The following is a 24,251-nucleotide window of genomic DNA, read 5'->3' on the forward strand; positions in this document are numbered from 1 at the left end:
GGGGACGACCATCATCGGTTCCGAGTTCCTACGAAGATGTGCCCGCGCGTCAGCGGCGGTGGGCGGGGCGGCCGCCGTGCTGGCCGCACTGCTCGTCGCGCCCGCCACGGCCGCGCAGGCCGCGCCCGCACCCGCCACGCCCGAACGTGTCTCCCAGTTCACCTTCACCAGCGCCCCCGGCGACCCGATCGGCAGGGGCCGCTCCGAGACGTACACGAACCCCGGGTCCACCTTCGTGGCCTACGGCAACAAGACGTATGTGCACGTCCAGGTCGACACCCCCGGCGGATTCTGGTCCGTCATGCTCGGCGCTCCGGAGGGTGACGTCCTGAGGCCCGGCGTGCACCGCGACGCCGAGCGGCACCCCTTCCAGACGGGCCGCTCCCCCGGCCTCGACGTCGGCGGCGAGGGCCGTGGCTGCGGCCGGATCTGGGGCTCGTACCACCTGAACCAGTACGAGACGGACGCCGAGGGCCGCCCCCTGCTCGTGGACGCGACCTTCGAGCAGCGCTGCGAGGCCGAGGACGCACCACCCCTGAAGGGGCGCGTCACCTGGCAGGCGTATCCGCTGTCCTACACCTACGAGAGCGACCCCACGGACCCGGTGGGCGAGGGCCGCTCGAACGAGCACCTGGGGGCCACCAGCCTGTTCAAGCTCCAGGGGAAGACGAACGAGGGCATCGAGTACGACGTGTCCGGCAAGCGCGAGTACTGGACGGTCAGCTTCCGCGTGCCCAAGGGTCGGACGATCGAGGTCGGGCGCACGTACACGACGGACGACGACATCGGTGCGGACACGGCCCAGCTGATGGTTCACGGCAACGGACGCGCCTGCTCCGGCGCGACCGGGACCTTCACGGTGACGAAGCTGGCGGCACGACCGGACGGCACCATCACGGCCATCGCCGCCCGCTACACACAGAAGTGCGGCCCAGGGACCATGCGCGGGACGCTCCACCACTACGCCTGACGGGTGGGCCGGGTGGCTTGATCGGCACCCCACGACGGCATCCGGCGCCTCTGGAGCGCCGGGTGCCCGCCCTCAGCGCCAGCCGAAGCGGCGGTCCACCACCGCTGAGAACTCTTCGAGGGTCAGCACCGCGTCCCCGTTCTGATCGGCGGCGTCGAACAGCGCCGAGGAGTCCTCGGCGTCCCCGAGGCCCCAGAACGGCAGGTCCCCGGACGCGGCCAGGGACGGGCCCTTGGTCCGCAAGGCGGTGATCACCTCTTCGCGGGTCAAGGTCCCGTTGTGATCGAGGTCCAGGGCCTCGAACAGCTTCCGGGCCTTCTCACTCATCACGTCGCCCTCTTCTCCCTCGTCAGCGGGCGTGCCTATCCGGCTTGCCCGTGAACGACAACGTATGCCGTGCGGGGCCGGTTCCCGCGCCCGGTGCGCGCGGAGCCCTCATCCGGCCTGGCCGGCGCGGGCCCGGGCGAAGTGCTCGGCGACCGCGTGGAAGGATTCCTTGGGCTCCCAGTGCCAGCGCGGCGTCGGCTCGTCCTCGGTCTTCCAGATGGCCTTGGTCAGGCTGTAGCTGGCCATGTCCAGGTCGTAGCGCCTCTCGCGGCGGTGGGGCGACCCAGGCGATGTGAACTCGTACACCATCGCCGCGTGCAGGTTCATCCGCTCGAACACGTCCAGGATCTGGGTCAGATAGCGGGCCTGGGTGCGTTCGCTGCGCTTCAGGCCCTCGCGCACCTCCGGCTTGGGCTTGCTGTAGTCGACGCTGTTCCAGCCCATGCCGCCCGCTTCGGGGGCGCCCTCGAAGGTGCAGGTGCCGCACTCGGTGACGGCCACGGGCTTGCGCCACTTCCGGTAGGGGTCCAGCTCCTTGAAGTAGCCGCGCGGATCGGCGAAGTAGGAGTAGTAGTTGACGCTGACGATGTCGAACAGGCTCCAGTCGACGACGTCCTCGTGCGCGGCGCCGTACGTCAGCGGCCCCCGGAAGACGCGGCGCCCGGTCCGTGCGGCCAGCGGGATGAGCCGGTCCAGCTCGCGCTGCGCCTTCCCGGGGTCCCAGTTGCCCTTGAGCATGTTCTCGACCCGCTCCAGGGCGTCGTCCCCCGGCACGATCCCGGGGACGAACAGGACGAACTCGCAGCCCACGCTGAGGTGGACGCGCGCGCCCTGGTGGCGCAGCCGTTCGGCTTGTCTGCCGGTCTCGGCGAGGTGGTCGAGGATCTGCCGTTCCGGGACGTCGCCCAGGCGTGGCTGGAGCCACACGTGCAGGCCGTGCTCGGCCGCCTCCGCGGCGGTGGCGGCCAGGCGCTCGACGCCCGTGCCGTAGACCACGACCGAGTTGGCGTGCAGCGCGTGCTTGATGGTGCGCATGTCGGCGCGCATCCGCGTGCGGTTCCACGCGATGTCGGGCGTGTCCCCGTCCGCGCACTCGTACATGACGCCCCGGTACGTCAGTCCGCGCCGGGCGGGTGCCGGCTGGGAGCCGGGGCGCGGCGCTGCCGCCGCCGAGCCCGGGCCAGCGAGCGCGGCGGCGCCCGCCGCCGCTGCCGCGCCGGCGAGGAATCTCCCCCTGGTCATGCCCTCGTTCCGCATCACGTGCTCCCCTTGGTCGCGGTCGGTTCAGGCCCAGCTTCGGCCGTCGGTGGCACGCCGCTCATCGGGCATCGGTCCTGCGTGCCGTGGCCGAAGTCGGCATCTGACGGGCCGGTTGGCCACCGTGAGCCGCCCTCGACCGCTACTTCCGCACCCGGCCGGCGCCCCGCCGTCCCGCCGTCCCGGCAGATGTTCATGCCTGATACACGTACATGCCCACCGCGCGTGGCGGGGAGGGCACCGGCCCGCGTGAGGTTCACCGACGACACATCCCCCTCACCGTCCGCCCCTCACCACCCTGGAGCCACGCATGGACCGCAGAACCCTCCTCGCCGCGAGCGGCGGCGCCCTGGCGACCACCGCCGTCGCCCCACAGGCCCACGCCGCTCAGACCGCACACACCGAGGGGTGGCACGGCCGGGACGTCGTACGGTTCAACGTCATCAGTGACATCCAGGGCGACCTGCGTGATTTCGGGCGGGCCCTGGACGACATGGCGGCCGTCAACCCGCACAGCGCGGGCCTCGCGGTCGCGGGCGACATCACGCCGCGCGGCTACGACTTCGAGTACGCGCAGGTCAGTGCCGAACTGCGGCGGCACTCCCACCCGCGCTGCGTGGCCTGGGCGATCGGCAACCACGAGTTCTACGTGCCGAAGTGGCGCGACCCCGACACCCTGGCCCAGGACACCTGGCCCAACGGCGCCACCGAGGACTCGCTGTTCCGCAGCTTCTACCGGTTCGCCAGGCGCGGTTCGGTGCACGCGGAGACCTCCTTCGGCGGCATCCCGGTGCTCTCCCTCGGCACCGAGCGGTACGCGCACTTCCACGACCCCAGGCTCTGGGACGAGGTATGGCTCAGCGACGCGCAGTTCGCGTGGCTGGAGGACCGGCTCCGGCACTGGTCGCGCCGGCGCAGGCCGGTCATGGTCATCACCCACCACCCGCTGCCCAACACGGTCTCCGGCACCCGCAACAAGCTCTACGCGAGCGACTACCTCCAGGCCGACCGCCTGCTCGGCCTGCTCGGGCGCCACCCCGACGTGTTCCTCTTCTCCGGGCACACCCACTGGGACCTCGACCTGTCCGACTGGGTGGTCCGCCGTGTCGTGCCGGGCACCGCCAATCTCGAAGGGTTCACGGTGGTCAACACCGGGGCGATCCAGACCGGATACCGCGACGACGGCAAGGGCGGCGAGACCGCCGTCGAGGGCTCCTTCAACCAGGGCCTCCAGGTCGAGGTGCACCGCGACTCCGTCGTCATCAAGGCCCGCGACTTCGCCCGCCGCGCCTGGCTGAAGCAGATCACGGTGCCGCTGAGCCGGTGAGCCAACGGCCGCGGTGGGGCGCGCCCGATTGCCGGAGGGCCGGTCGGGCGCGCCCTCGGAATTCCGCATCGGGGGACGACACCTGATCAACCCCGATACGCGGGAGTCCACTTCCGGGTCGGGCCGCGCACCACCCCAACTCCGAGCGCGGCTCCGGCAGTTGTCCGCACGGTGAGGTGCCATCACAACCGGTACGGCGACGCACCCGGGCAGCCGTCTCGTCGCCAGGACAGCGTCACGTCGATCGCGGTGTGGAAAAGCAGTCGCTGGACGGGGAATTGATGAGGGCGGGGCTAGGGTGAGCCATCATTCCTTTTGCCGTACGCGGCGCGTTCGGTGGCCATCCCCTTTCGTTTTCGGCCATCCCCGCGGCTCCCCCGAGTTCTCCGCGGGAGCCGTACGCGCCCTGACGCACTGCCCTTTATCCATTCCGCAACTGCGCCCTTTTGCAGAACAGCCCGGCCCGGACGAGTCGGTGCCCGACGAGGAGGTATTTCGTGTACGACGTGATCGTGGTCGGGGCGCGGGTCGCCGGCTCTCCGACAGCGATGCTGCTCGCGCGCGCCGGGTACCGGGTGCTCATGGTCGAGCGCAGCGCCTTCCCCAAGGAGACGCTGTCGACCCTGTACATCCACCAGCCGGGCATCGCGCTCCTCAGCAAGTGGGGCGTACTGCCGGAGGTGGTGGCCACCGGCTGCCCGCCCCTGGACAGGGCCGCCTATACGTACGCGGGCCTGCGCATCGAGGGCTCCTCCTGGCCCGTCGAGGGGCAGCAGGCGTCGTACGCCCCGCGCCGCTTCCTCCTCGACCCGATCCTCGCGCGGGCCGCGGTCGACGCTGGTGTGGAGTTCCGCGACAACTGCTCGGTCACGGACCTCGTCTTCGAGGACGATCGGGTCGTGGGCGTGCGCCTGAAGGCGGGCGGCGGGCCCGAGGTGGTCGAGCGCGCCCACCTGGTCATCGGCGCCGACGGCATGCGCTCCACGGTGGCGGCGAAGGTCAAGGCGCCGTACGAGATCGAGGCCCCCACCCTCACCTGCTGCTACTACAGCTACTGGACCGGCCTGCCCACGCGGTTCCGGCTCTTCCAGACCCGCGGCAGCTGGATCGGCACGGTCCCCACCAACGAGGGCGCGACGCTGGTCGCGGCGTACTTCCCGCAGGCGCGGTTCGCCGAGGTCAAGGGCGACGGCCTCACGGCCCTGCTCGACGCCGCGCGGCGCACGGCCCCCGAGGTGCGGGCGGAGATGGACGCGGGCAGCCAGGTGGAGCGGCTGTTCGGCACCGGCAACCAGCTCAACTTCTTCCGCAGGGCCGCGGGCCCCGGCTGGGCCCTCGTCGGCGACGCGAGCCACCACAAGGACTCCATCACGGCCCGCGGCATCACCGACGCCTTCATCCAGGCCCAGCTCCTGGTGGACCGGATCGGCGACACCCTGCACGAGCCCGACCGGCTGCGGAAGTCGCTCGAGGAGTTCGCCGCCCAGCGGACCGAGACCCTCATCCCGGACTACAAGAGCACGCTGAAGACGGCCGAGCTGAACCCGCCCGGCCACCACGTGGACCTGCTGCGCGCGGCCGCCACGAGCAGCGAGCTGTCCGACCGCTACTTCTCGACGCTCTCGGGCGCCTGCCCGGTGAACGAGTTCATCACGCCCGAGGTCCTCGACCTCATGGTCGAGATGCGCGAACTCCACGACCAGGCCTCGCCCGCGGGCTCCCACTGAGCCGGGTGGCTCCCACTGAGCCGGGTGGGTCCCGCGTCCGGCCGGGCAGCGGGCCTTCCTGGTGCCGCAGGCCGGGACGCGATGGTCGATATGCCACCGTTTGCGCCGTTCGAGGTGGAGTGATCCACTGAATCGGACACCGGTTCCCGCCGCCGGGCCCCCGCCCGGCGGCGGAGGGCCCCGTGCGCTCACGGGCCCGCCGTCCGGCCGGTGGGGAGGCGCTGACCCATGGCGGAGTTCGACCGCGGGCCCACGGCCCAGTTCGCCGACTTGCTGGACCAGGTGCCCGAGCCGCCCGTGAAGGACGCGTTCTGGTTCGACTGGGGGCCGATCTTCTACCGCGGCCGGCTCGACGGCTCCGCGCGCGTGCTGATCGTGGCCTCCGACCCCGGGCCCACCGAGCGGATCGCCGGGCGCAGCCTCGTCGGCAACGCCGGCCAGCGCGTGCAGGGCTTCCTCACCAAGCTCGGCCTGACCCGCTCCTACGTCTGCCTCAACGCGTGGGCGTACGCCGTCCAGCCGAGCCGGGCCTTCGCGATGAAGGAGCGGCTCGCCGACCCGCCGCAGGCGCGGTGGCGCAACGCCGTCTACGACCGGGCGACCGACCCGACCCTCCAGGCCGTCGTCGCCATGGGCTTCATGGCCCAGGAGGCGGTGCGGCTGTGGACGACGCGGCCCCAGGTGACGCTCGTCGAAGTGCCCCACCCGTCCAGCCACGACCCGACGGCCCTGCTGGACGCCTGGCGTGCGGCCGTCACGCAGCTGCGGTCGGTGGTGACGCCGGACCCGGACGGCGACAACACCGGGCCGAACTACGGCAGCGAGTTCCTGGAGTCCGACTACGCCGCGATCCCCGCCCGCGACCTGCCCTTCGGCGCCCCCCGCTTCCTCGGCGACGACGCCTGGGTGCGCGCCGGGGGCGGGGCGAACTCCGTAAGCCGCCCCTCGCCCGACGACAAGCACACGCTGCTCTGGAAGGCGCCGGGCTGATGGCGCTCGTCCTGCGCGGCACGGTGGTCACCTGCGACAGCGAGCACCGGATCCTCGACCCGGGCGCCGTGTACGTCGGTGACGACGGCCGCCTCGCCGCGGTGCGCCCGGCCCGGCAGGCGCCGCCCGCGGGCTTCTTTGGCGCGCCGGTGCTCGACACGGGCGCGCTGATCCTGCCGGGCCTGATCGACCTGCACAACCACCTGCTCTACAACTCCCTGCCGCTGTGGGAGGCGGTCGGCGTCCCCTATCTGCACCACGACCGCTGGGTCGGCGAGAAGCACCCGCCCGACTACGCGACGTCGGTGACCTGGCCGGCCAAGGTGCTCGGCCAGGCGGCGCCCGAGGCACTGCTCAAGTACGTCGAGGTGAAGGCGCTCGTCGGCGGGGTCACGGCCGTCCAGGGCGCGCCGCTGTCCACCCGCCCCGTCGACGGCTGGCTGCTGCGGACCATCGACAACGAGAAGCTGCCCGCGGGCGCCGACATGGTGATGACCGCCGCGCTCCAGCTCGACGCCGAGGAGCTGCGCGAGGAGCGGGCCGCGCGGCTCGACGGCACGCGGCTGCTGATCTACCACGTCGCCGAGGGCAAGCCCGGCTCGATCGTGCGCCGCGAGTTCGAGGACCTCGAACCGTGCCTGAAACCGGGCCTGATCGGCGTGCACGGCACCGCCCTGACAGCGGCCGACTTCAAGAAGTGGCAGAGCGCGGTGACCGCGATCAACCCCGAGGAGAAGGCCACCGTCGTCTGGTCGCCGTTCTCCAACTACTGGCTGTACCACACCACCACGGACGTGGTGGAGGCGGACAAGAAGGGGCTGCGCATCGCGCTCGGCTCCGACTGGTCCCCCTCGGGCACGAAGAACGTGCTCGGCGAGCTGAAGGTCGCCGACGCCGTCAACCGGCACGAGCTGGGCGGCCGTTTCACCGACCGCGAGCTGTGCGACATGGTGACCGCCAACCCCGGCGACGCCCTCGCGACCGCCTGGGGCCCGCAGGTGGGCCGCCTGGAGCGCGGCAGCGCCGCCGACCTGCTCGTCCTCGAACGCCACGACCCGGCGCGGGACCCGTACCGCAACCTGATCGACGCGACCGAGCGCCATGTGCGCCTGGTCCTCGTGCGCGGCCGCCCCTTCTACGGCACGCGGGCGCTGATGGCCGCGGCCGGGGCCACGGACACCAGCGCGCTCACGGTGGCCGGGCTCTCCCGGCGCGTGGCGGTACGCGATCCGCGGCGGGCCGACGCGACCCTCGACTGGCCCGGGGTCAAGCGGGCCCTGGAGAAGGTCCGCGAGGACCCGGTGGCCGCCTGGCGCGCCGCGCAGGACGCGCTCGCGGACTGGGGCGGGCCGCTGGACGACCCCGACGCGCCGCTCGCCCTGTTCGGGGACATGCCCGAGGGCGACACGGGCGCCTTCGCCGCCGCGGGCGAGGTCCCGCTCGACCTGGTCATCCCGCGCCTGGACCCGCTGGTCCACGACGCGGCCTACTTCGCCGCCGTGGCCCGCAGCGGTGTGCCCCAGCTCCAGCACCTCGCGGGCTACTACCCGTGAGGCGCGCCATCGCCGAACCGGACAGGGCCCTGCCGGACTCGGTCGGGCTCGAGGAGTTCATGCGGCGGGTGGAGGCCGACCCGCTGCCGCTCGCGGACCGCTACCGGCTCGTGGCCGCCGCGCGCGTGCTCCTCGAAGAGCTGTACGTGCACCTCCCGCTCAAGCGGGCGATGCACGCCACCGACCCGGTGCAGCGGCTGCGCCTCCTTGAGCGCCGCCTCGCGCCCCTCAGCGAGTTGCAGTTCCACGCCGAGCTGACGGACGTCTTCCGTGGGCTGCGGGACCTGCACACCGTCTACCAGCTGCCGGACCCCTACCGGGGCCATGTGGCCACGCTCGGCTTCCTCGTCGAGCGCTACAGCGACCCCGACGGCACGCCCCACCACATCGTCTCCAAGATCGACCCTTCGCTGGTGCACGCGGGTCTCGACGTCGGTGCCGAGCTGGAGGCCTGGAACGGGGTGCCGGTCGAACGCGCCGTCGAGCGCAACGCGGCCGCGCAGGCGGGCTCGAACCTCGACGCGCGCTCGGCCCGCGGCCTGGAGTCGCTGACGCTGCGCCCGCTGCGGACCGGTCCCCCGCCCGACGAGCACCGCGTGCTCCTGACCTACCGCACCGCCGGGGGCCGCCGCCGCGAGACGCGCGTCCCCTGGCGGGTGCGGGCCGTCGAGCAGCACGGGGGGCGCGCACAGGACCCCGTGCCGACGCTCGCCACGGGCCTCGGCATCGACGTCGGCAGCGAGGCCGCGCGTCACGTCAAGCGCGCGCTGTTCGCTCCGCCCCCGGCACGGCGCTCGGCCGCGCGGGCCCTGCGCAGTGTCGTGCACTACCGGACGGTGCGCGTACGCGGCCGCGCGTACGGGTACTTGCGCGTCTACTCGTTCAACGTCGCGGGGGCGCGGCCGTTCGCCGAGCAGGTGGCGCGGATCGCGGCGCGCGCTCCCAAGAGCGGCCTGATCGTGGACATCCGCGGCAACCCGGGGGGCCACGTCCCGGCCGCGGAGTCCGCCTTGCAGGTGCTGAGCGCGCACCCCGTCGCCCCGGTGAGCTTCTCGCTGTCCACCACGCGCGCCGGGCTCGCCCTCGCCCGGGCCAACCCGGGTTTCCGCGTCTGGACGAACTCGATCCGCGCCGCCGTGGAGACCGGCGAGGTGTATTCGCAGGCCTTCCCGCTCACCGATCCGGAGGCGATCACCGCGGGGCTTCCGCGTTACTGCGGCCCGAAGGTCCTGATCACCGATGCCCTGTCGTACTCGGCCGCCGATATCTTCGCCGCCGGGTTCCAGGACAACGGCCTCGGTCCCGTCCTCGGCACGGCGCGGCGCACCGGCGCCGGCGGCGCCAACGTGTGGACGCACGAGCTGCTGCGCGTGTGGCTGCCCGAGATCCTCGGCGAGCTGCCGCGCGGCGCCGGGTTCCGCGTCGCGCTCCGGCGGGCCACGCGGGCCCGCGGCAACGTCGACGTACCGCTGGAGGACCTCGGGGTCGAGGCGGACGAGCTGCACCGGCTGACCGAGCGCGATGTCACCGGGCACAATCAGGACCTCTTGGCAGCGGCCGCGGCGCTGCTCGCCTGACGTCACGCCGTCCCTCCGTGCTGTCAATCGTGCGCGGAGGTGCCGTTGTTGAGGTGGCGGAGGGTGCCGTCGAGGACGGCGCGTGCGACGTCGAGCAGGGCGCGGTCGTGGCTGTAGGCGTAGGCGCGCAGGCGCAGCAGCGCGGTCTGGAGGGTCAGTCGCTGGCGGGTGGCGATGACGCCGGTGGCCTGGTGGACCTCGGCGCGGTGCAGAGGGGTGTCGGTGGCGTCGTAGGCGGGGGGCCTGTGCAGGCCGACGGTGGCTTCGGGCGCGGTGACGGCGAGGAAGGTGATCGCGTTGGTGAGGGTGATGACGTCGCCGCGCTGAGCGGACGTCAGGGCACCGGGGGTGGCGCGGTGGCCGGTGAGGACGCCGAGGCGGATGGCACCGAACGCCAGCGGCAGGGCGATGAGGGTGCGGGCGCCGAGGCCGAGGGCGGCAGGGGTGAACACGGGCCACCGTGCCGCGGGGGCGTCGTTCAGATCGTCCTGAAGGGTGGCGAGGCCGGTGCGGGCGACGTCGGCCGTGGGGCCCTCGCCGAGGGTGAACTGAAGGTCGTCCAGGGCCGGCCCGACGCGGTCGGCGGGGTCGTGCCAGACGAGTTCGGCGGGGCCTGCGGGGGTGAGCAGAGCGACGGTCAGGCCGTCAAGGCCCAGGGCCTCGGCGCAGTCGGCGGCGCGGAGGCCGGGCAGCCCGGCTTCGGGCGGCGCGTCGTGCAGGGCTCGGGTCAGGGGCGTGGTGGGCGGGGGGTAGCCGGTCATGCCAGTCACCGCCTGTCGGCGGCCAGGTTGTCCTGGCCGCCCGGGGAAGGGTGGGATTACGACAGCGGGCCGGTGAGGAGTTCGGCGGGATCCTCGATCACGTGGAAGGCCAGGTCGGTGAGGCGCCGCCGATGGTGCCGGGCGTACTGGCGCATCCGCTCGAAGGCCTCGTCGAGGCTGATCCCGGCCCGGGTGGCGAGCACGCCCTTGGCCTGTTCGATGACGACGCGGCTGTCCAGCGCGGTCTGGAGCTGTTCGGCAAGGAGCCGCTGGTCGTGCAGGCTGCGCTGGGTGAGGATGGCGATGGCCGCGGCGTCCACGAGTGCCTGGCCGAGGCGCAGGTCGGCGGCGGACATCGGCATGGCCCGGGTGTGGAAGAGGTTCAGCGTGCCGACCGTCCGGCCGCGCAGGCGCATCGGCACGGCGGCGATCCCGGCGAAGCCCCGCGCGCGGGCGAGCGGCGTGAACCGCGGCCACCTCCGGCGGGCCGCGTCGCTGGCCAGGATGGTGTCGGGGACGCGTATGCCGCTGTGGACGCGGTCCCAACAGGGCCCCTGCTCCATGTCGATCTGGGCGAGTTCGAGGCGCCGCGCGGCCTCACTGGTCGCGGTGGCGTCCGCGAGCCGGCTCTGCGCGCTGAGCAGCATGGCGCCGCAGTCCGCGAGGCCGAGCAGGACGACGGCGTGGTCGGCGAGCCGGTGCAGGAACTCCATGATGTCGAAGTCGTCGCTCAGGATGTCGGCCAGGTCGATGAACGCGGCGGCCAACCGTTCCTCGCGAGCCGTAGCCATGACGGGCCACCTTGCGTGGGTGCGGGGCTGCCGTCCGCTGACGGGCGGCAGTTGGCGTGGCCGGGACAGCCCTTACGCATTCCCCCGACCGTCCCCTGCGTCGGGCCGGTCGACGCTCCAGACCTCAGGGAGAAGCCCTCTTCCGGCATCCTTCTCCCCCGGCCGCCCCGGGGCAAGGCCCGTGGGCGCGCCGTCGCCGCCGGGCCGTCCTAGTGCGGCAGCGGGCGGTCGTCGACCACGTGCTTCATGACCAGGGTGGAGGTCAGGCGCTGGACGCCCGGCAGGGTGGCGAGCCGCTGGTCGTACAGCTGCTGGTAGGCGGCCAGGTCGGCGGTGGCGACGCGCAGCAGGTAGTCGGGTTCGCCGAACAGGCGCTGGGCCTGGATCACATGCGGTTCGTCGGCCACGCCCTCCTCGAACGCGGTGACCGTGTCGCTGTCCTCCCAGCGCAGGGTGACGAACACGAGGGCTTCGAAGTTCAGACCGAGCGCGGGCGGGTCGACCACGGCGCGATAGCCACGGATCGCCCCGGACTTCTCCAGGTCGCGCACGCGCCGGTGACAGGGCGAGACGCTCAGCTTCACGCGGGCGGCCAGCTCCGTCACGGTCAGCCGGCCGTCCTGCTGCAGCTCGGTAAGAATCTTCCGGTCCAGGGCGTCCATGCGGAAGATTATCCCCCGCCATGCCGGATGCCGGGGCAATTAAGGAAACACCTTTGGCCGAAAAGCTCCTAGCCTTCCCTTCCGTACGACGAGACGGAGAGGAAACGATTCAGCATGGACACGGGCACGGTGGCGGCTTTCCTGGCGGTCGACCTGCTACTGGTGTGCACACCCGGCGCGGACTGGGCGTACGCCATCTCGGCGGGGCTGCGGGAGCGGTCGGTGGTCCCGGCGGTGGCCGGCCTGGTGGCCGGGTACGCCGGGTACACGCTGCTCGCGGTGGCGGGCCTGGTCGTGATCGTCGCGAGTTCCGGGGCCGTGCTCACGACGCTGACCGTGCTCGGCGCCGTGTACCTCATCTGGCTCGGCTGGGGCGTCCTGGCCCGCCCGGCGACTCCGCAGTCGGCCACCGAGGCGCTGGGGGACTCCCGCTGGCAGACAGCGTGGAAGGGGATGGGCACCAGCGGCCTCAACCCCAAGGCGCTGCTGCTGTACTTCTCGCTGTTCCCGCAGTTCATCCACCCGGGCACGGGCTGGCCCGTCGCGGTCCAGAGCGGCCTGCTCGGCACCCTGCACATGGTCAGTTGCGCGGTGGTCTACCTCGGCGTCGGCGTGCTGGCAGGCGCCGTCCTGAAGGCCCGGCCCGCGGCGGCCCGTGTGGTCACCCGGGCGAGCGGCGCCATGATGATCGCCATCGGCGGCTTCCTCCTGGTGGAGCGCGTGGGAGGGCACTTCGTGGGATGACAGCGCCCGGCGCACGGCCGGGCGACCGCGCGGGGAGACGACGACAGCCGAGGTGCCGAAGAGCGCGCGGACCCTCCGGTGGAGGCCGCCATCCGTACGTAGCATGGGTGATATGCGTGATTTCTTCACGGTTGATCAACGTCGGCTGTCGTTCCTGGACTTCGGGGGCTCGGGCCTTCCCTTGCTGGCGTTCCACGGCCATTACACCGAGGCGTCGACCTTCGCCCCGCTGGCCGAGGCGCTGGCGCCGCGGTGGCGGGTGATCGCTCTGGACCAGCGCGGGCACGGCGAGTCCGACCGCGCCCCGAGCTATCGACGGGCCGACTACGTCGCCGACATCGCGGCCTTCCACCGCCATCTGGGGCTCGGTCCCGTGCCGGTCCTCGGCCACTCCATGGGCGGTGTCAACGCCTTCCAGTACGCCGCGCGGCACGCGGACCAGGTGCCGGCCCTGATCGTCGCGGACGTCGGCGCGGTGATGGACGCCGACTGGTCGATGGCCACGCGGCTGCCGCGCGACGCGCCGTCCCGCGAGGCCTTGGCCTCGGACCTCGGCTCGATCGCGCCCTATCTCGCGTGTACCTTCCGCGAGTTCCCCGACGGCTGGGGGTACTCGTTCGACACCGAGGACACGATCCTGTCCCACCAGGCCCTCACCGGCGACCACTGGAGCGACTGGGAGTCGGTGACCTGCCCGACCCTGCTGATCCGGGGAGCGGACAGCGAAGTACTGGCGCGGGACCACGCCCGGGAGATGATCGCCCGCCGGGGCGGCCGGGCCCGCCTCGCCGAGATCCCGGCCGGGCACGTCGTGCACCAGGACGCCCCCGAGCAGTTCGCCGCCACCGTGCGCGCCTTCCTGTCCCAGGTGGACGGCGACGCCACGGTCTGACCGCGGCACACGGTCCGGCGGCACCTCGGACATGCCCTCGTGTGTGCCCTCGCGGACGTGTCCCGCTCCCGCCTGCTTCGGTACACGTGGTGCGTCAGGTGATCGCTTCCGGCGAGAGGTGCACAGGTGCGGGCCTTCCATCAAGGGCATGCCCATGCGGACGGTCGGACCCCGGGCCGCCCCTCCCCCACGGCATCGTCCCCGCCGCTGACCGGTGCCTGGATCCGGCACATCCAGCGCGTGGCGACCGTGGCCGCGGGACCGCCCGGCGCGGTGCCGGACGTGGACCGCGCCCACGTGCAGCGGGCCGCGCTCGACCGGGCGCTCAGTTCTCCTTCCAAGCCGTTGGAGCCGAGCCTGCGCACGGAGATGGAACAGCGCTTCGGGGGAGCGGACTTCAGCGGCGCCCTCGTCCACGACGGGCCCGCGGCGCGCGAGTCGGCGGCGGTCCTGGAGGCGAAGGCGTTCACCAGTGGCCGCCACATCGTGGACGGCGGCGGGATGTCCAGGAGGGACTGGGCGCACGAACTGGCCCACTGGCAGGACCAGGCGCTGGGAGACGTACCGGGCACGGACAACGGCGCCGACGTCAGCATCTCAAGCCCCGGCGACGCGGGCGAGCGCCGCGCGGACGCGAAGGCCGACGAGGTCATGAGCGCGCCGGCGCCCGTGCAGCGCGCCGGCGCGGACCGGAGCCGGAGCGGGCACGGGGGCGGCAACGCGAGGGCGCACCAGGCCAGTAGTGGGTGCGCGGGCGGGGACGGCTGCGGGGGCGGGGGCGCGCGCTGGGACGGCGGCGGGGGCGGGGGCGGGGGCGCCACCGTGCAACGCCTCCACGTGATCAGGGCCGGCTCCGCGGGGTACCCCACGAAGCAGCCGGACTCCGACGACTTCTTCGTGGGCCAGGACACGAACGAGCAGGGAAGCTGGTTCGACGAGCGGTCGGCCCACGCCCCTCCCAGGCCCCACCTGGTGTACTCGGGCGCGGTGGACCTCGCCGTGTCGGACGGCTTCGACCTGGCCGTGGAACACGCCGCCGGCGGCCAGGAGCCGAAGAACTTCTTCGCCACCGACAAACAGTTCAACGCGTCCCTCAAACGCCTCCCCGGCGCGCATCAGAACATCGGGCTCTCCCTTTCGAAGACCGGCCGGTCCCTGGTCATCGACGGGCCCGGCCGGAAGGTCGTGCTCCACGAGATCGAGCCCAAGTCCCGCAAGGTGAAGGGCGGCGAGAAGTCCAAGGGCCTCGACGTCCTCGTACCGCAGCGCTGCAACGAGATGCTCGGGTTCGTGACCGGGGACATGGCCATGCACCGCCTGGCCGACCGGCGCTACTGGGACACGATCGAGAAGTTCCTCGTGCGCGTGGACTCCGCGGAGCGCTGGAGGGGGAAGTTCGAGGAGGCCGCCGACTTGGCCGAATCGGAAGGCTCGGCGGCGTACCTCAGGGTCACGCATGCCATGAGCGCGCGCTTCCAGCAGTTGGTCCGGCAGTCACCCGAGGCCGCCGAGCGGGCGCTGCGGGAGCTGGAGGCCAACCAGCACGCGGCCGTCCCCCGAGTCGGCGACGGCATGATGACCATGGCGCGGCCCGACGCCGAGCAGGACAAGATCCGCGGCAGTTCGGGCGACGACCACATGGACTACCACTTCGGCGGCGTGGTCGCCGTGAGCGGGAGCGACTACATCACCATGGAGAACTACGCGCGCGAACAGCACCCGGACAGCATGGACACCAGGGGCGGGAACGACCCGCTGTGGTACTTCCGAATGTACGGCAAGGAGTCCGGCCGTACGTGGCACGAGGGCTGGACCAGCTCGTCCCGCAGCGCCTTCATGGGCGCGACCCTCACCCTCACCCTGCGCCGTTGACAGGAGCGCCGCGCGCACCCCGACGGCCCGCGACTTCCCCTGAACGCGCCGGGCACCGCGTGGAGGGACCCGCGCAGCGGCTGCCGATAGCGAGGGGGCCGGCGGACCCCCGCGTGGTCGAGCACCTCCGGCGCCTCCAACGGTCCGCGGGCAACGGAGCCGTCGTACGGATGCTCCGCGTCGGGGACGGGCTCGGACCGCCCGCGAACCTGGCACGGTCAACGGCCTGATGCGGTCACCGGCCTGATGCGGTCACACCGCTCCCCCGTGGACGACGAGGGCGACCGCCGTCACCGCCAGGGCGGCGTACACCGCGGCGGCCACGCGCAGACCGAAGCGCAACAGGCCGCGCTCGGTGACCCCGGCGGACTTCGCGCGGTCGCCGGCCACGGCCAGGATCAGCATGATCATGGGCAGTGAGGTGAAGACGGTGTGGCCCGCGGCGCTGTTCTGCAAGGCGGCGAACCAGGTGTCCAAGCCCGCGCCGTCCGGGGCGAGGCGCTCCTGGAGCGGCATCATCAGCGCGTTGCCGCCGACGTTCGAGCCGGTGAGGAAGCCGCTGAGCATGCCGAGCGCGGGGGCGGCCAGGGCGATGACCAGCGGCGGCGCCCCGGCGACCGCGGCGCCCAGCTCCCCGATCATGCCGCTGTCGGCCATCAGGCGGCCCAGGGCGACGAACCCGGTCAGGGCGAGCAGCGGCCTGCCGACACGGGTCAGCGCGGTGCGCGCGTCCCGGCGGTGCGGGCGGCCCCGGTCGAGGATCAGGGCCGCGGCGAGCAGGGGCAGGCCCGGCGAACTCAGCAGCGCGAAGCTCACGTCGCCCGCGTGCAGGGTGAGGGCGGGCGCTCCCACGGCCTTGGCCACGCGGGTCAGGGCGATGCCGCCGAGGACGAGGCCGTACGCGGACAGGACAGCGCGGGGCGGCAGCAGCCGGCCGGCGGGGCCGGAGCCGGTCCGCCGTCGGCGGCGGGCGGCGCACAGCGCGAGTCCTGCGGCGGTGGTGAGCAGTCCGGCCAGGACGCCCGCGGGCTGGACCGCGCCGATCCGGTTCAGGCCGAGGAGCCCGAGCGCGAGCAAGCCACCCGCGCCCGCGGCCACCACCGCGGTACGCAGTGGCCGTCGCGGGCGGGCCAGGAGCGCGGCCCACGCGGTCACCAGGGGGAAGACCAGGGCGCTCGTGACCGCTGTGGCGGTGCCGAGGTCGGCCGTGCCGGTGCCGGTGAGGGCGGTGCCGATGACGGTGGCGAGGCCGAGGGTGCCCCACGGCATGATGTTCATGCCGAGCATGGCCTGCCGAAGGGCGGTCGCGGGTGGCGCGAGGGCGAGCAGCACCGGCACGGTGACGAGGAGCGAGACGCCGAAGCCGGTGAGGGCCTCCACCGTGGGGGCGATGCCCGCCACCACGAGGGCGGTCGTCGCGGGTGCCGGCAGCGGGAGGCCGCGCACCCACTCCTGGAGTGCCTTGTGCACCGCGCGGCGGGTGAGCACCTGACTCAGATAGACGCCCGGGACCATCACCGCGGCGGCGTTGAGCACCAGGAGGGCCGCGCCTTTCGCGCTCTGCGCGGCCGCGTCGCCCGGCAGCGCGAAGTCCGGCAGCCACCAGATCAGGAGGGCCGCGATGAGCGCCCCCACGACCGCCGCCCAGTGCGCCGCCCGGCGCAGCCCCGTGATCATCCCCAGGACCACGACCAGCGGGGACACCGCCATCGCCCACACCATGTCCGTTCAGCCGCCTTCCGTCTCTCCTCGTACGACGGGGCCAGCCTGGCGCGGCGCGCGACGGGGGTCTTGAACGAAAGTCGGGCCGACGCCGTCAGGGCCGGATGGCCCCCGGGGTCACGCCGAAGTAGCGCTTGCAGACGCGCGTCAGATGCGCCTGGTCGGCGAAGCCCGTGGCGGCGGCCACCTCGGCCGGCCGCTGTCCCGCGAGGAGCAGACGGCGGGCGCGGTTGGCGCGCAGGCGCAGGAGGTAGGCGTGCGGGGGCAGTCCGTACGCCTGCCGGAAGGCGGCGATCAGGGAGGCACGCGGCATGTCCGCGGCCGCGCTCAGCTCCGCGACCGTGACGGGCTCGGTCCAGCGGTCGTGGAGCAGCTGCCGGGCCAGGTCCGGGCCCCGGCGCGGCTCCCGCCGGGGCCCGGTGGCCGCGACCGGGCCGGTGCTCGCGTGTCGGCGCAGCACCGTGGTCAGCGCCCCGAGCAGCAGGGACTCGGCGGTGAGGGGGTCGTCGGCGCGCTCCTGGGCGCGGTGCACGCGGCGCAGGCCGGAGAACAGCTCGGGGTCGCGCACCGCCGCCCGCGCGAACCAGACGTCCCGGACGCCCAGGTGTTCACCGGCCAGTTCGTCGACCATGGCGGTGTCGAAGTAGAACATCCGGTAGCGCCAGCCGGAGGCCTCGGCGGCGAAACCGGTGTGCACCTGCCCGGGGTTGAGGATCACGAGCTGTCCCGCGGGGATCACCACCTTGCCCCCGGCCAGGTGCAGGCCCTCCGCGCCTTCCTCGATGACGCCGACGGACAGCTGTTCGTGGCTGTGCCGGTCGAAGGCGAAGCGCTCGAACCGCGCGGAGAGGAGTTCCACCTGCGCGCTGCCCGGCGCGGCCCAGAGCCGTGCGTGTTCGCCTTCCTCAGCCATCGGCGCATGGTCGCAGACGGCTGCGCGCCGGCCTAGGGCCCTGGTCACAGTGGGGGCATGGTGCCTGCGCGCGTTCCCCGTAACCAACGATCTTGCTCCGCGTTGGTCCGCCCGGGAGTCCGTGGCACCTGGTCACGGGCGTTGCGATTCATATGAGGGCGGCTCACCATGCTCGACATCACCAGGAAGATCGTCGCGGGGATCGGGGCGGCGGCGGCCGCGCTCGGCTGCGTCGTCGCCACCGGCCCCTCGGCGGTCGCCGACGGCAAGTGGTGCAACCACTCGGTCTGCATCGAGACCTACGACTCCGGGACCTACCTGGGCCGCGTCGAGGTGTCGGTCACCAACACCAACCAGCCCAACCGCATCAGCGCGCGCGTGTGGACCACCAACGGCTGGAGCGCCCGCACGAAGGTGGAGGACGTCGCCAAGTTCCGGACCTACCGGGACCAGGCCTATCCCCAGCGGCACTTCCCCGCGGGCACGCGGCTCTGCGCGGAGGGCTTCCGGGGCGGCGCGAGCGTCGGCCTGCCCTGTGTGACCCTCACGAACTGACCCCGCCGCGCCCGGGATCGCCCCGGCTCAGCCCGGCCCCTGCCCGGACCTGCTCGTCCACGCGAGCAGGTCCTCGGCGCTCCAGGTGGTGACGACGCGTTCGGCCGGCACCCCGCACTCCTCGGCGCGGGCGCAGCCGATGGCCTGCCAGTCGAGCTGGCCGGGCGCGTGCGCGTCGGTGTCGACGGCGAACAGGACCCCGGCGTCGACCGCCCGGCGCAGCAGCCGCTTGGGGGGATCCTTGCGCTCGGGCCTGCTGTTGATCTCCACGGCGGTGCCGGACTCGGCGCAGGCGGCGAAGACCGCGTCGGCGTCGAAGGTGGACTCGGGGCGGCCGCGGCCCGTGACGAGGCGGCCGGTGCAGTGGCCGAGGACGTCCGCGTGCGGGTTGCGCACGGCCTTGACCATGCGGCGGGTCATCGCCGCGGCGTCCATGCGCAGCTTGGAGTGGACGGAGACGACCACGACGTCCAGTTGGGCGAGGAGTTCGGGCTCCTGGTCGAGGCCGCCGTCCTCCAGGATGTCGCATTCGATTCCGGTGAGCAGGCGGAACGGGGCCCACGTCTCGTTGAGGGCGGCCACCACCCGCAGTTGTTCGCGCAGCCGGTCGGGCGACAGGCCGCGGGCGATGGTCAGGCGGGGCGAGTGGTCGGTGAGGACGGCCCACTCGTGGCCGACGGCGGCCGCGGCCCGGCCCATCTCCTCGATGGGGCTGCCGCCGTCGGACCAGTCGGAGTGCAGATGGCAGTCGCCGCGCAGCAGGGCCCGCAGCTCGGCGCCGCCGGCGACCAGGGGCTGCTCGGCCTCCTCCTCAAGGCGGGCCAGGTAGCCGGGCACATCGCCGTCGAGGGCCTCGCGCACCACCGCGCCTGTCTTGGGGCCGATGCCCTTGAGGGCTTCCAGGGTGCCGGTGCGGACCCGCTCGGCCAGCTCCTGCGCCGAGAGGGCGGCGACGGTGGCTGCCGCGGTGCGGAAGGCGCGTACCCGGTAGGTGGGCGCGTGGACGCGCTCCAGCAGGAAGGCGATGCGGTTCAGTGCCTCGACGGGGTCCATCGGTGCCACCTGCCGGTTCCCGGGGCGCTCAGGCCCCGTGCCACACGGTGGTGGCGTTGCAGAACTCCTTGATGCCGTGGCCGGACAGCTCGCGGCCGTAGCCGGAGCGCTTGACGCCGCCGAAGGGGAAGGCCGGGTGCGAGGCGGTCATGCCGTTGAAGTAGACCCCGCCCGCCCGCAGATCGCGTACGAAGCGCTCCTGTTCGGCCGGGTCGGTGGTCCAGGCGTTGGAGCTGAGGCCGAAGGAGGTGTCGTTGGCCACGGCGACGGCCTCGTCCAGGTCCGCCACGCGATAGACGGTGGCCACCGGGCCGAAGGTCTCCTCGCGGTGGACGCGCATCTCGAGGGTGATGCCGGTCAGGACGGTCGGCTCGTAGTAGAACCCTCGTTCCAGTCCCTTGGGCCGTCGTCCGCCGCAGACGGCGGTAGCGCCACGGCGTACCGCGTCGTCGACGAGTTCCTCCAGGTCGTCGCGGCCCTGCTCGCTGGAGAGCGGGCCGACGTCGGTGCTCTCGTCCGTGGGGTCGCCGACGGTCAGCTCCCGCATGCCCGCGGCGAACCGCTCCAGGAAGGCGTCGTACACGTCCGTGTGCACGATGAACCGCTTCGCGGCGATGCAGGACTGGCCCGCGTTCTGCGTCCGCGCGGTGACGGCCGTGTCGGCGGCCGCGGCCACGTCGGCCGACGGCATCACGACGAAGGGGTCGCTGCCGCCCAGTTCCAGGACGGTCTTCTTGATCTCGTCACCGGCGATGGCGGCGACCGAGCGGCCCGCGCCCTCGCTGCCGGTGAGGGTGGCGGCCGCCACCCGGGTGTCGCGCAGGATGCCCTCGATGGCGTCGGAGCCGACGAGCAGGGTCTGGAAGCAGCCTTCGTCGAAGCCCGCGCGGAGGAAGAGGTCCTCCAGGTACAGGGCGGTCTGCGGCACGTTCGACGCGTGCTTCAGGAGCCCCACGTTGCCCGCCATCAGGGCGGGCGCGGCGAACCGCACCACCTGCCACAGCGGGAAGTTCCACGGCATCACGGCGAGGACCACCCCCAGGGGGCGGTAGCGGACGAAGGCACGGGACCCGCCGGAGTCGCGTACGTCGCCCTCGTCGGGCCGCTCGTCGGCGAGCAGGGCCTCGGCGTGCTCGGCGTACCAGCGCATGGTCTTGGCGCACTTCGCGGCCTCCGCGCGGGCCGCCTTCAGGGGCTTGCCCATCTCGGAGGTGATGGTGAGCGCGATCTCGGGCGTGTCCTCGTCGAGGAGGTCGGCGGCGCGGCGCAGCCGCTCGGCGCGGTCGGCGAAGCCGGTGGTGCGATAGCGCTCGAAGGCCGCGGCGGCACGGCTCAGCCGCTCCTCGATCTCCTCCGCTCCGAGTGGCTCGAAGGTCAGCTCGGTCCAGCCGGTCGCCGGGTTCACCGTTGCGATGGGCATGTCTGTGGCCTCGCCTCCGTCTTGTACGCCTTCATCGACCTTCGCGCCTCGCCCGCCGGGGCGCAACGCAGGACCGCCGCGTACCCGGTGGGGGCGGGGCCATGCGGGGCGGGTGCCGCCGCCGGCCGCGCCGGGCACGGGGGCCGACGACGAAGGGGTCGTCGCGGCGGGCCGGTCAGGCGCGGGTCAGTTCGGTGGCGCCGAAGGACACGTCGAAGCGGTCGCACCAGAGGGTGACGCTGCGGTACTGGTCCAGGTCGAGGCCGGCGGGCAGGGTGTAGTTCTGGTCGCCCTTGTTGCCCTTCAGCTCGCCCAGGCTGACGTGCCGGCCGTCGTCGAACACGTGCCAGCCGTCCTTGCCCGGCTTCACCTGCGCGTCGGTGAGCCAGACCCGCAGGGCGGGACCGTTGCTCGTGTTCAGGTTCGTCAGGCGGAGCACACGGGTGCCGTCCGCGAGGCGCAGGACGCGGACCGAGCCGCTGGTCTCGTGCTCGTGGCTGATCAGCTCCCCGCGGGCCAGGGTCTTCGGTGGGGCCTCTGCGCCGTCCCGGGCCGCCGCCACGGGCAGCGGGTCCCGTACGGTCTCGTCCACCCACAGCTTCCACGGCTGGAACCAGTACAGGCCCGCTCCCGCGAGCACGGCACCGGTGCACAGCACCGCGATGAACCAGGGCCTGCCGAGTGTGCGTCGTACGCGTCCCATGCGATGCCTCCGCCTCAGAGATCGAGTGTGCTTCTGCCCTGTACGACGTCGGCGGGGTGCCCGGCACTCCCGGAATCCCATGACGAAAGTCTTACGTGCCCCGGGGCTGCCCCGGACCGTTCCTCCGGCGCCCCCGTACCGGCACGTGTCACGCTGGGCCGGCCCGTGTCGCGCGCAGCCAGGAGGACGCCCCATGTCGACGGAATCGGACCGGCGGATGCTGGGCACCGCCCTCGCGGAGGCTCGCGCGGGCCTGGCCGAGGGCGGCATCCCGATCGGCGCCGCCCTGTACGCGCCGGACGGGTCCACCCTGCTCGGCCGCGGCCACAACCGCCGCGTGCAGGACGGCGATCCGTCGGCGCACGCGGAGACCTCGGCCTTCCGGGCGGCGGGACGGCAGCGGACGTATCGCGGTACGACGATGGCGACGACGCTCTCGCCGTGCTGGTACTGCAGCGGCCTGGTGCGGCAGTTCGGCATCTCGCGGGTCGTCGTCGGCGAGGCGCGGACGTTCCACGGCGGGCACGACTGGCTGGCCGCGCACGGCGTGGAGATCGTCGTCCTGGACGAGCCCGCGTGCGTCGCCCTGATGGCCGACTTCACGAAGGCCCACCCGGAGCTGTGGAACGAGGACATCGGAACGTAGGCCGCCGGTGGAACCTTCCGGGCCGGGCCCCCCTCTTCTCGTGCGACCGCCCTTACATGCACATGCACAGGAGAACAGGCCGTGGCCGACAACGACGTTGAGCAGACCGGCGAGCTGGGCCACGACCCGGGGCCCTGGTGGGCGGATCCGGGGACCTGGGGCGCCGGCGTCCTGATCGTCTTCGGCGGTCTCGCGGCCGCGTGCCTCTTCCGGCTGCCCGGCACTCCGCAGGAGCTGGCGTCCGGCTACTTCGGCGCCGCCAAGGTCATCGCCGTCGGCCTGGTGATGGTGGGATGCACCTTGCTGGGCCGCCGCCGTACGCGGGCCTAGGCCACCGGTGTCACATGGGGGTGCTCGCCCTGCGGGCCGACCAGGACGAGCACTTCCGCCGGACGGCTGTCGGCGCTGCCGATCCAGTGGGGCACCCGGGTGTCGAACTCCACGGCCTCACCGGCGCCTAGCAGGTACTCCTGCTCGGCGAGCACGAACCTGACCTGGCCGTTGAGGACGTAGAACCAGCCGTAGCCCTCGTGGGTCTGCCGTGTCGTGGTGGACGCGGACCCCGCGGGCGGGTAGATCACCTTGTAGGCCTGGATGCCGCCCGGTCGCCTGGTCAGGGGCACCATCACGAGCCCGGACCGCCGCACCGGCCGCAGATGCACGCGCGGGTCGCCGGTGGGCGGCGCGGCCACGAGGTCGTCCAGCGGGACCCCGTGCGCCCGGGCCAGCGGCAGCAGTTGCTCCAGCGTGGGGCGGAGCTTGCCGTTCTCCAGGCGGGAGAGGGTGCTCGCGGTGAGACCGGTCTCGGCGGCCAGCGCGGCGAGCGTGGTGTCGCGCGCCCGGCGCAGGGCGCGCAGCCGCGGCCCGACCCGGGCCAGCACGTCTTCAGCGGGGTTGTCCATGCCGACCGATTTTGCGCATCCGCAACTTTCCTTGCAAGGGCGGAACGGGCGTGGCGATGCTGTCGGCACAGGGCCGGGGCCGAGCCGGCGGTGCGCGCCCGCACCGCGCTCGCGCCGCGTCCGCGCGGCTACCGGCTACCGGCTACCAGTGACCGGCATTCCGGCTTCCGGCTTCCGGCTTCCGGTGAAGACGAAAGGGCACCTCAGATGAATTCCACGGACCACCCCCGGTCCACCGGCGACACGACGGAGGAGACGGAAGAGGACGCCGCCCAGTTCTGGGAGCGGGTCCACCGCGCCCGGAACGGCTGGGCCGCACGCGTCAACCCCCTGCTCGCCGAGATCGCCGCGCCGCTGCGCCCCGGCGCCGCCCTGGACCTGGCCTGTGGCCCCGGCGGTGACAGCATCTGGCTGGCGCGACAGGGCTGGCACGTCACGGCCGTGGACATCTCCGCCACCGCCGTCGAAAAAGTGCGGGCGCGGGCGCGTGAGCTGGGGGTCGCGGAGTTGGTCACCGCCGAGCGGCACGACCTGGCCGACAGCTTCCCTGACGGCCGGTTCGACCTCGTCTCCGCCCAGTACTTCCAGACCCCGTTCGCCCTGCCCCGCGCGGACATCCTGCGCACCGCCGCCGAGTCCCTGCGGCCCGGTGGCCGCCTGCTGGTCGTCGACCACGGCTCCACCGCGCCCTGGTCGTGGAACCAGGACCCCGACCTCCACTACCCCACGCCCGAGGAGACCGCCGCCGGCCTCGCCCTCGACCCGGCGCGCTGGTCCGTGCTGCGCGCCGACATGCCCCGCCGCCGGGCCACGGGACCCACGGGCGAGACCGCCACCGTCGTCGACAACGTCCTGCTGCTCCAGCGGTCGGCCGGGTGATCGCGCGA

The 24,251-nt window shown here is 73.1% G+C and carries 24 protein-coding genes; 13 read left to right on the forward strand and 11 right to left on the reverse strand.

Annotated elements, in window-relative coordinates:
* Window positions 1–76 precede the first annotated feature (76 nt).
* Entirely contained in the window at window positions 77–970 is an 894-nt protein-coding gene (locus tag AC07GB_RS14815) for a hypothetical protein (protein WP_478845260.1), read from the forward strand.
* Between the two features lie 72 nt (window positions 971–1,042).
* Here AC07GB_RS14815 and AC07GB_RS14820 read toward each other — a convergent pair whose 3' ends face one another.
* Together AC07GB_RS14820 and AC07GB_RS14825 are read right to left on the reverse strand one after the other, a co-directional pair.
* Window positions 1,043–1,297, reverse strand: a complete 255-nt coding sequence (locus AC07GB_RS14820; protein ID WP_478845262.1) for an EF-hand domain-containing protein — start codon at window positions 1,295–1,297, stop codon at window positions 1,043–1,045.
* A 108-nt stretch (window positions 1,298–1,405) separates the two neighbouring features.
* Complete coding sequence (locus tag AC07GB_RS14825) at window positions 1,406–2,539, reverse strand: abortive phage infection protein (protein WP_478845264.1); 1,134 nt, start codon at window positions 2,537–2,539, stop codon at window positions 1,406–1,408.
* A gap of 325 nt (window positions 2,540–2,864) precedes the next feature.
* Between AC07GB_RS14825 and AC07GB_RS14830 the strand changes: the two genes are divergently transcribed.
* The 5 genes from AC07GB_RS14830 to AC07GB_RS14850 all read left to right on the forward strand — a co-directional run bounded on the left by AC07GB_RS14830 (window position 2,865) and on the right by AC07GB_RS14850 (window position 9,728).
* Entirely contained in the window at window positions 2,865–3,881 is a 1,017-nt protein-coding gene (locus AC07GB_RS14830) for a metallophosphoesterase family protein (RefSeq protein WP_478845265.1), read from the forward strand.
* 497 nt (window positions 3,882–4,378) lie between these two features.
* The gene (locus AC07GB_RS14835) at window positions 4,379–5,608 is read left to right on the forward strand and encodes an NAD(P)/FAD-dependent oxidoreductase (protein ID WP_478845267.1); all 1,230 of its coding nucleotides are present in this window, start codon (window positions 4,379–4,381) and stop codon (window positions 5,606–5,608) included.
* Window positions 5,609–5,836: 228 nt separating this feature from the next.
* Window positions 5,837–6,598, forward strand: a complete 762-nt coding sequence (locus tag AC07GB_RS14840; protein WP_478845269.1) for a uracil-DNA glycosylase family protein — start codon at window positions 5,837–5,839, stop codon at window positions 6,596–6,598.
* Window positions 6,598–8,151, forward strand: a complete 1,554-nt coding sequence (locus tag AC07GB_RS14845; protein ID WP_478845271.1) for an amidohydrolase family protein — start codon at window positions 6,598–6,600, stop codon at window positions 8,149–8,151. The genes AC07GB_RS14840 and AC07GB_RS14845 overlap by 1 nt, the downstream gene beginning before the upstream one ends.
* Window positions 8,148–9,728 (forward strand): S41 family peptidase, encoded by a 1,581-nt coding sequence (locus tag AC07GB_RS14850; RefSeq protein WP_478845273.1) that lies wholly within the window; start codon window positions 8,148–8,150, stop codon window positions 9,726–9,728. The genes AC07GB_RS14845 and AC07GB_RS14850 overlap by 4 nt, the downstream gene beginning before the upstream one ends.
* Before the next feature lie 23 nt (window positions 9,729–9,751).
* Here AC07GB_RS14850 and AC07GB_RS14855 read toward each other — a convergent pair whose 3' ends face one another.
* From AC07GB_RS14855 to AC07GB_RS14865, 3 genes are all read right to left on the reverse strand, one after another.
* Window positions 9,752–10,489: an ANTAR domain-containing protein gene (locus tag AC07GB_RS14855; protein ID WP_478845275.1), complete on the reverse strand. Its 738-nt coding sequence runs from the start codon at window positions 10,487–10,489 to the stop codon at window positions 9,752–9,754.
* 56 nt (window positions 10,490–10,545) lie between these two features.
* Window positions 10,546–11,280 carry an ANTAR domain-containing protein gene (locus tag AC07GB_RS14860; RefSeq protein ID WP_478845277.1) on the reverse strand — a complete coding sequence of 245 codons (735 nt, stop codon included), beginning with the start codon at window positions 11,278–11,280 and terminating at the stop codon, window positions 10,546–10,548.
* 209 nt (window positions 11,281–11,489) lie between these two features.
* The gene (locus tag AC07GB_RS14865) at window positions 11,490–11,942 is read right to left on the reverse strand and encodes an Lrp/AsnC family transcriptional regulator (protein ID WP_478845279.1); all 453 of its coding nucleotides are present in this window, start codon (window positions 11,940–11,942) and stop codon (window positions 11,490–11,492) included.
* Between the two features lie 114 nt (window positions 11,943–12,056).
* Here AC07GB_RS14865 and AC07GB_RS14870 point away from each other — a divergent pair, with 114 nt between their 5' ends.
* The 3 genes from AC07GB_RS14870 to AC07GB_RS14880 all read left to right on the forward strand — a co-directional run bounded on the left by AC07GB_RS14870 (window position 12,057) and on the right by AC07GB_RS14880 (window position 15,450).
* Window positions 12,057–12,686 (forward strand): LysE family translocator, encoded by a 630-nt coding sequence (locus tag AC07GB_RS14870; protein ID WP_478845281.1) that lies wholly within the window; start codon window positions 12,057–12,059, stop codon window positions 12,684–12,686.
* A 112-nt stretch (window positions 12,687–12,798) separates the two neighbouring features.
* Complete coding sequence (locus AC07GB_RS14875) at window positions 12,799–13,578, forward strand: alpha/beta fold hydrolase (RefSeq protein ID WP_478845283.1); 780 nt, start codon at window positions 12,799–12,801, stop codon at window positions 13,576–13,578.
* A 240-nt stretch (window positions 13,579–13,818) separates the two neighbouring features.
* Window positions 13,819–15,450, forward strand: a complete 1,632-nt coding sequence (locus AC07GB_RS14880; RefSeq protein ID WP_478845285.1) for an eCIS core domain-containing protein — start codon at window positions 13,819–13,821, stop codon at window positions 15,448–15,450.
* Between the two features lie 252 nt (window positions 15,451–15,702).
* On the opposite strand, the gene AC07GB_RS14885 is transcribed toward AC07GB_RS14880, so the two are convergent.
* A complete protein-coding gene (locus tag AC07GB_RS14885; protein WP_478845287.1) occupies window positions 15,703–17,160 on the reverse strand; it encodes an L-lactate permease in 1,458 nt (485 codons plus the stop codon).
* A gap of 106 nt (window positions 17,161–17,266) precedes the next feature.
* Window positions 17,267–18,085 carry an AraC family transcriptional regulator gene (locus AC07GB_RS14890; protein ID WP_478845289.1) on the reverse strand — a complete coding sequence of 273 codons (819 nt, stop codon included), beginning with the start codon at window positions 18,083–18,085 and terminating at the stop codon, window positions 17,267–17,269.
* A gap of 168 nt (window positions 18,086–18,253) precedes the next feature.
* Between AC07GB_RS14890 and AC07GB_RS14895 the strand changes: the two genes are divergently transcribed.
* A complete protein-coding gene (locus AC07GB_RS14895) occupies window positions 18,254–18,640 on the forward strand; it encodes a hypothetical protein (RefSeq protein ID WP_478845291.1) in 387 nt (128 codons plus the stop codon).
* A gap of 27 nt (window positions 18,641–18,667) precedes the next feature.
* On the opposite strand, the gene AC07GB_RS14900 is transcribed toward AC07GB_RS14895, so the two are convergent.
* The 3 genes from AC07GB_RS14900 to AC07GB_RS14910 all read right to left on the reverse strand — a co-directional run bounded on the left by AC07GB_RS14900 (window position 18,668) and on the right by AC07GB_RS14910 (window position 21,816).
* A complete protein-coding gene (locus tag AC07GB_RS14900) occupies window positions 18,668–19,693 on the reverse strand; it encodes a PHP domain-containing protein (RefSeq protein WP_478845293.1) in 1,026 nt (341 codons plus the stop codon).
* Window positions 19,694–19,721: 28 nt separating this feature from the next.
* Entirely contained in the window at window positions 19,722–21,113 is a 1,392-nt protein-coding gene (locus AC07GB_RS14905) for an NADP-dependent succinic semialdehyde dehydrogenase (protein WP_478845295.1), read from the reverse strand.
* Between the two features lie 175 nt (window positions 21,114–21,288).
* On the reverse strand, window positions 21,289–21,816 hold the full coding sequence (locus tag AC07GB_RS14910) for a DM13 domain-containing protein (RefSeq protein WP_478845297.1): 528 nt from the start codon (window positions 21,814–21,816) through the stop codon (window positions 21,289–21,291).
* Between the two features lie 193 nt (window positions 21,817–22,009).
* Between AC07GB_RS14910 and AC07GB_RS14915 the strand changes: the two genes are divergently transcribed.
* Both AC07GB_RS14915 and AC07GB_RS14920 read left to right on the forward strand, forming a co-directional pair.
* The gene (locus AC07GB_RS14915) at window positions 22,010–22,462 is read left to right on the forward strand and encodes a nucleoside deaminase (protein ID WP_478845299.1); all 453 of its coding nucleotides are present in this window, start codon (window positions 22,010–22,012) and stop codon (window positions 22,460–22,462) included.
* A gap of 81 nt (window positions 22,463–22,543) precedes the next feature.
* On the forward strand, window positions 22,544–22,792 hold the full coding sequence (locus tag AC07GB_RS14920; protein ID WP_478845301.1) for a hypothetical protein: 249 nt from the start codon (window positions 22,544–22,546) through the stop codon (window positions 22,790–22,792).
* Here AC07GB_RS14920 and AC07GB_RS14925 read toward each other — a convergent pair.
* On the reverse strand, window positions 22,789–23,364 hold the full coding sequence (locus tag AC07GB_RS14925; RefSeq protein ID WP_478845303.1) for a helix-turn-helix domain-containing protein: 576 nt from the start codon (window positions 23,362–23,364) through the stop codon (window positions 22,789–22,791). The genes AC07GB_RS14920 and AC07GB_RS14925 overlap by 4 nt on opposite strands.
* Window positions 23,365–23,571: 207 nt before the next feature.
* On the opposite strand from AC07GB_RS14925, the gene AC07GB_RS14930 reads away from it, so the two are divergent.
* The gene (locus AC07GB_RS14930) at window positions 23,572–24,243 is read left to right on the forward strand and encodes an SAM-dependent methyltransferase (RefSeq protein WP_478845305.1); all 672 of its coding nucleotides are present in this window, start codon (window positions 23,572–23,574) and stop codon (window positions 24,241–24,243) included.
* Window positions 24,244–24,251: the final 8 nt, after the last annotated feature.

This window comes from Streptomyces sp. NPDC045778, assembly GCF_056431945.1.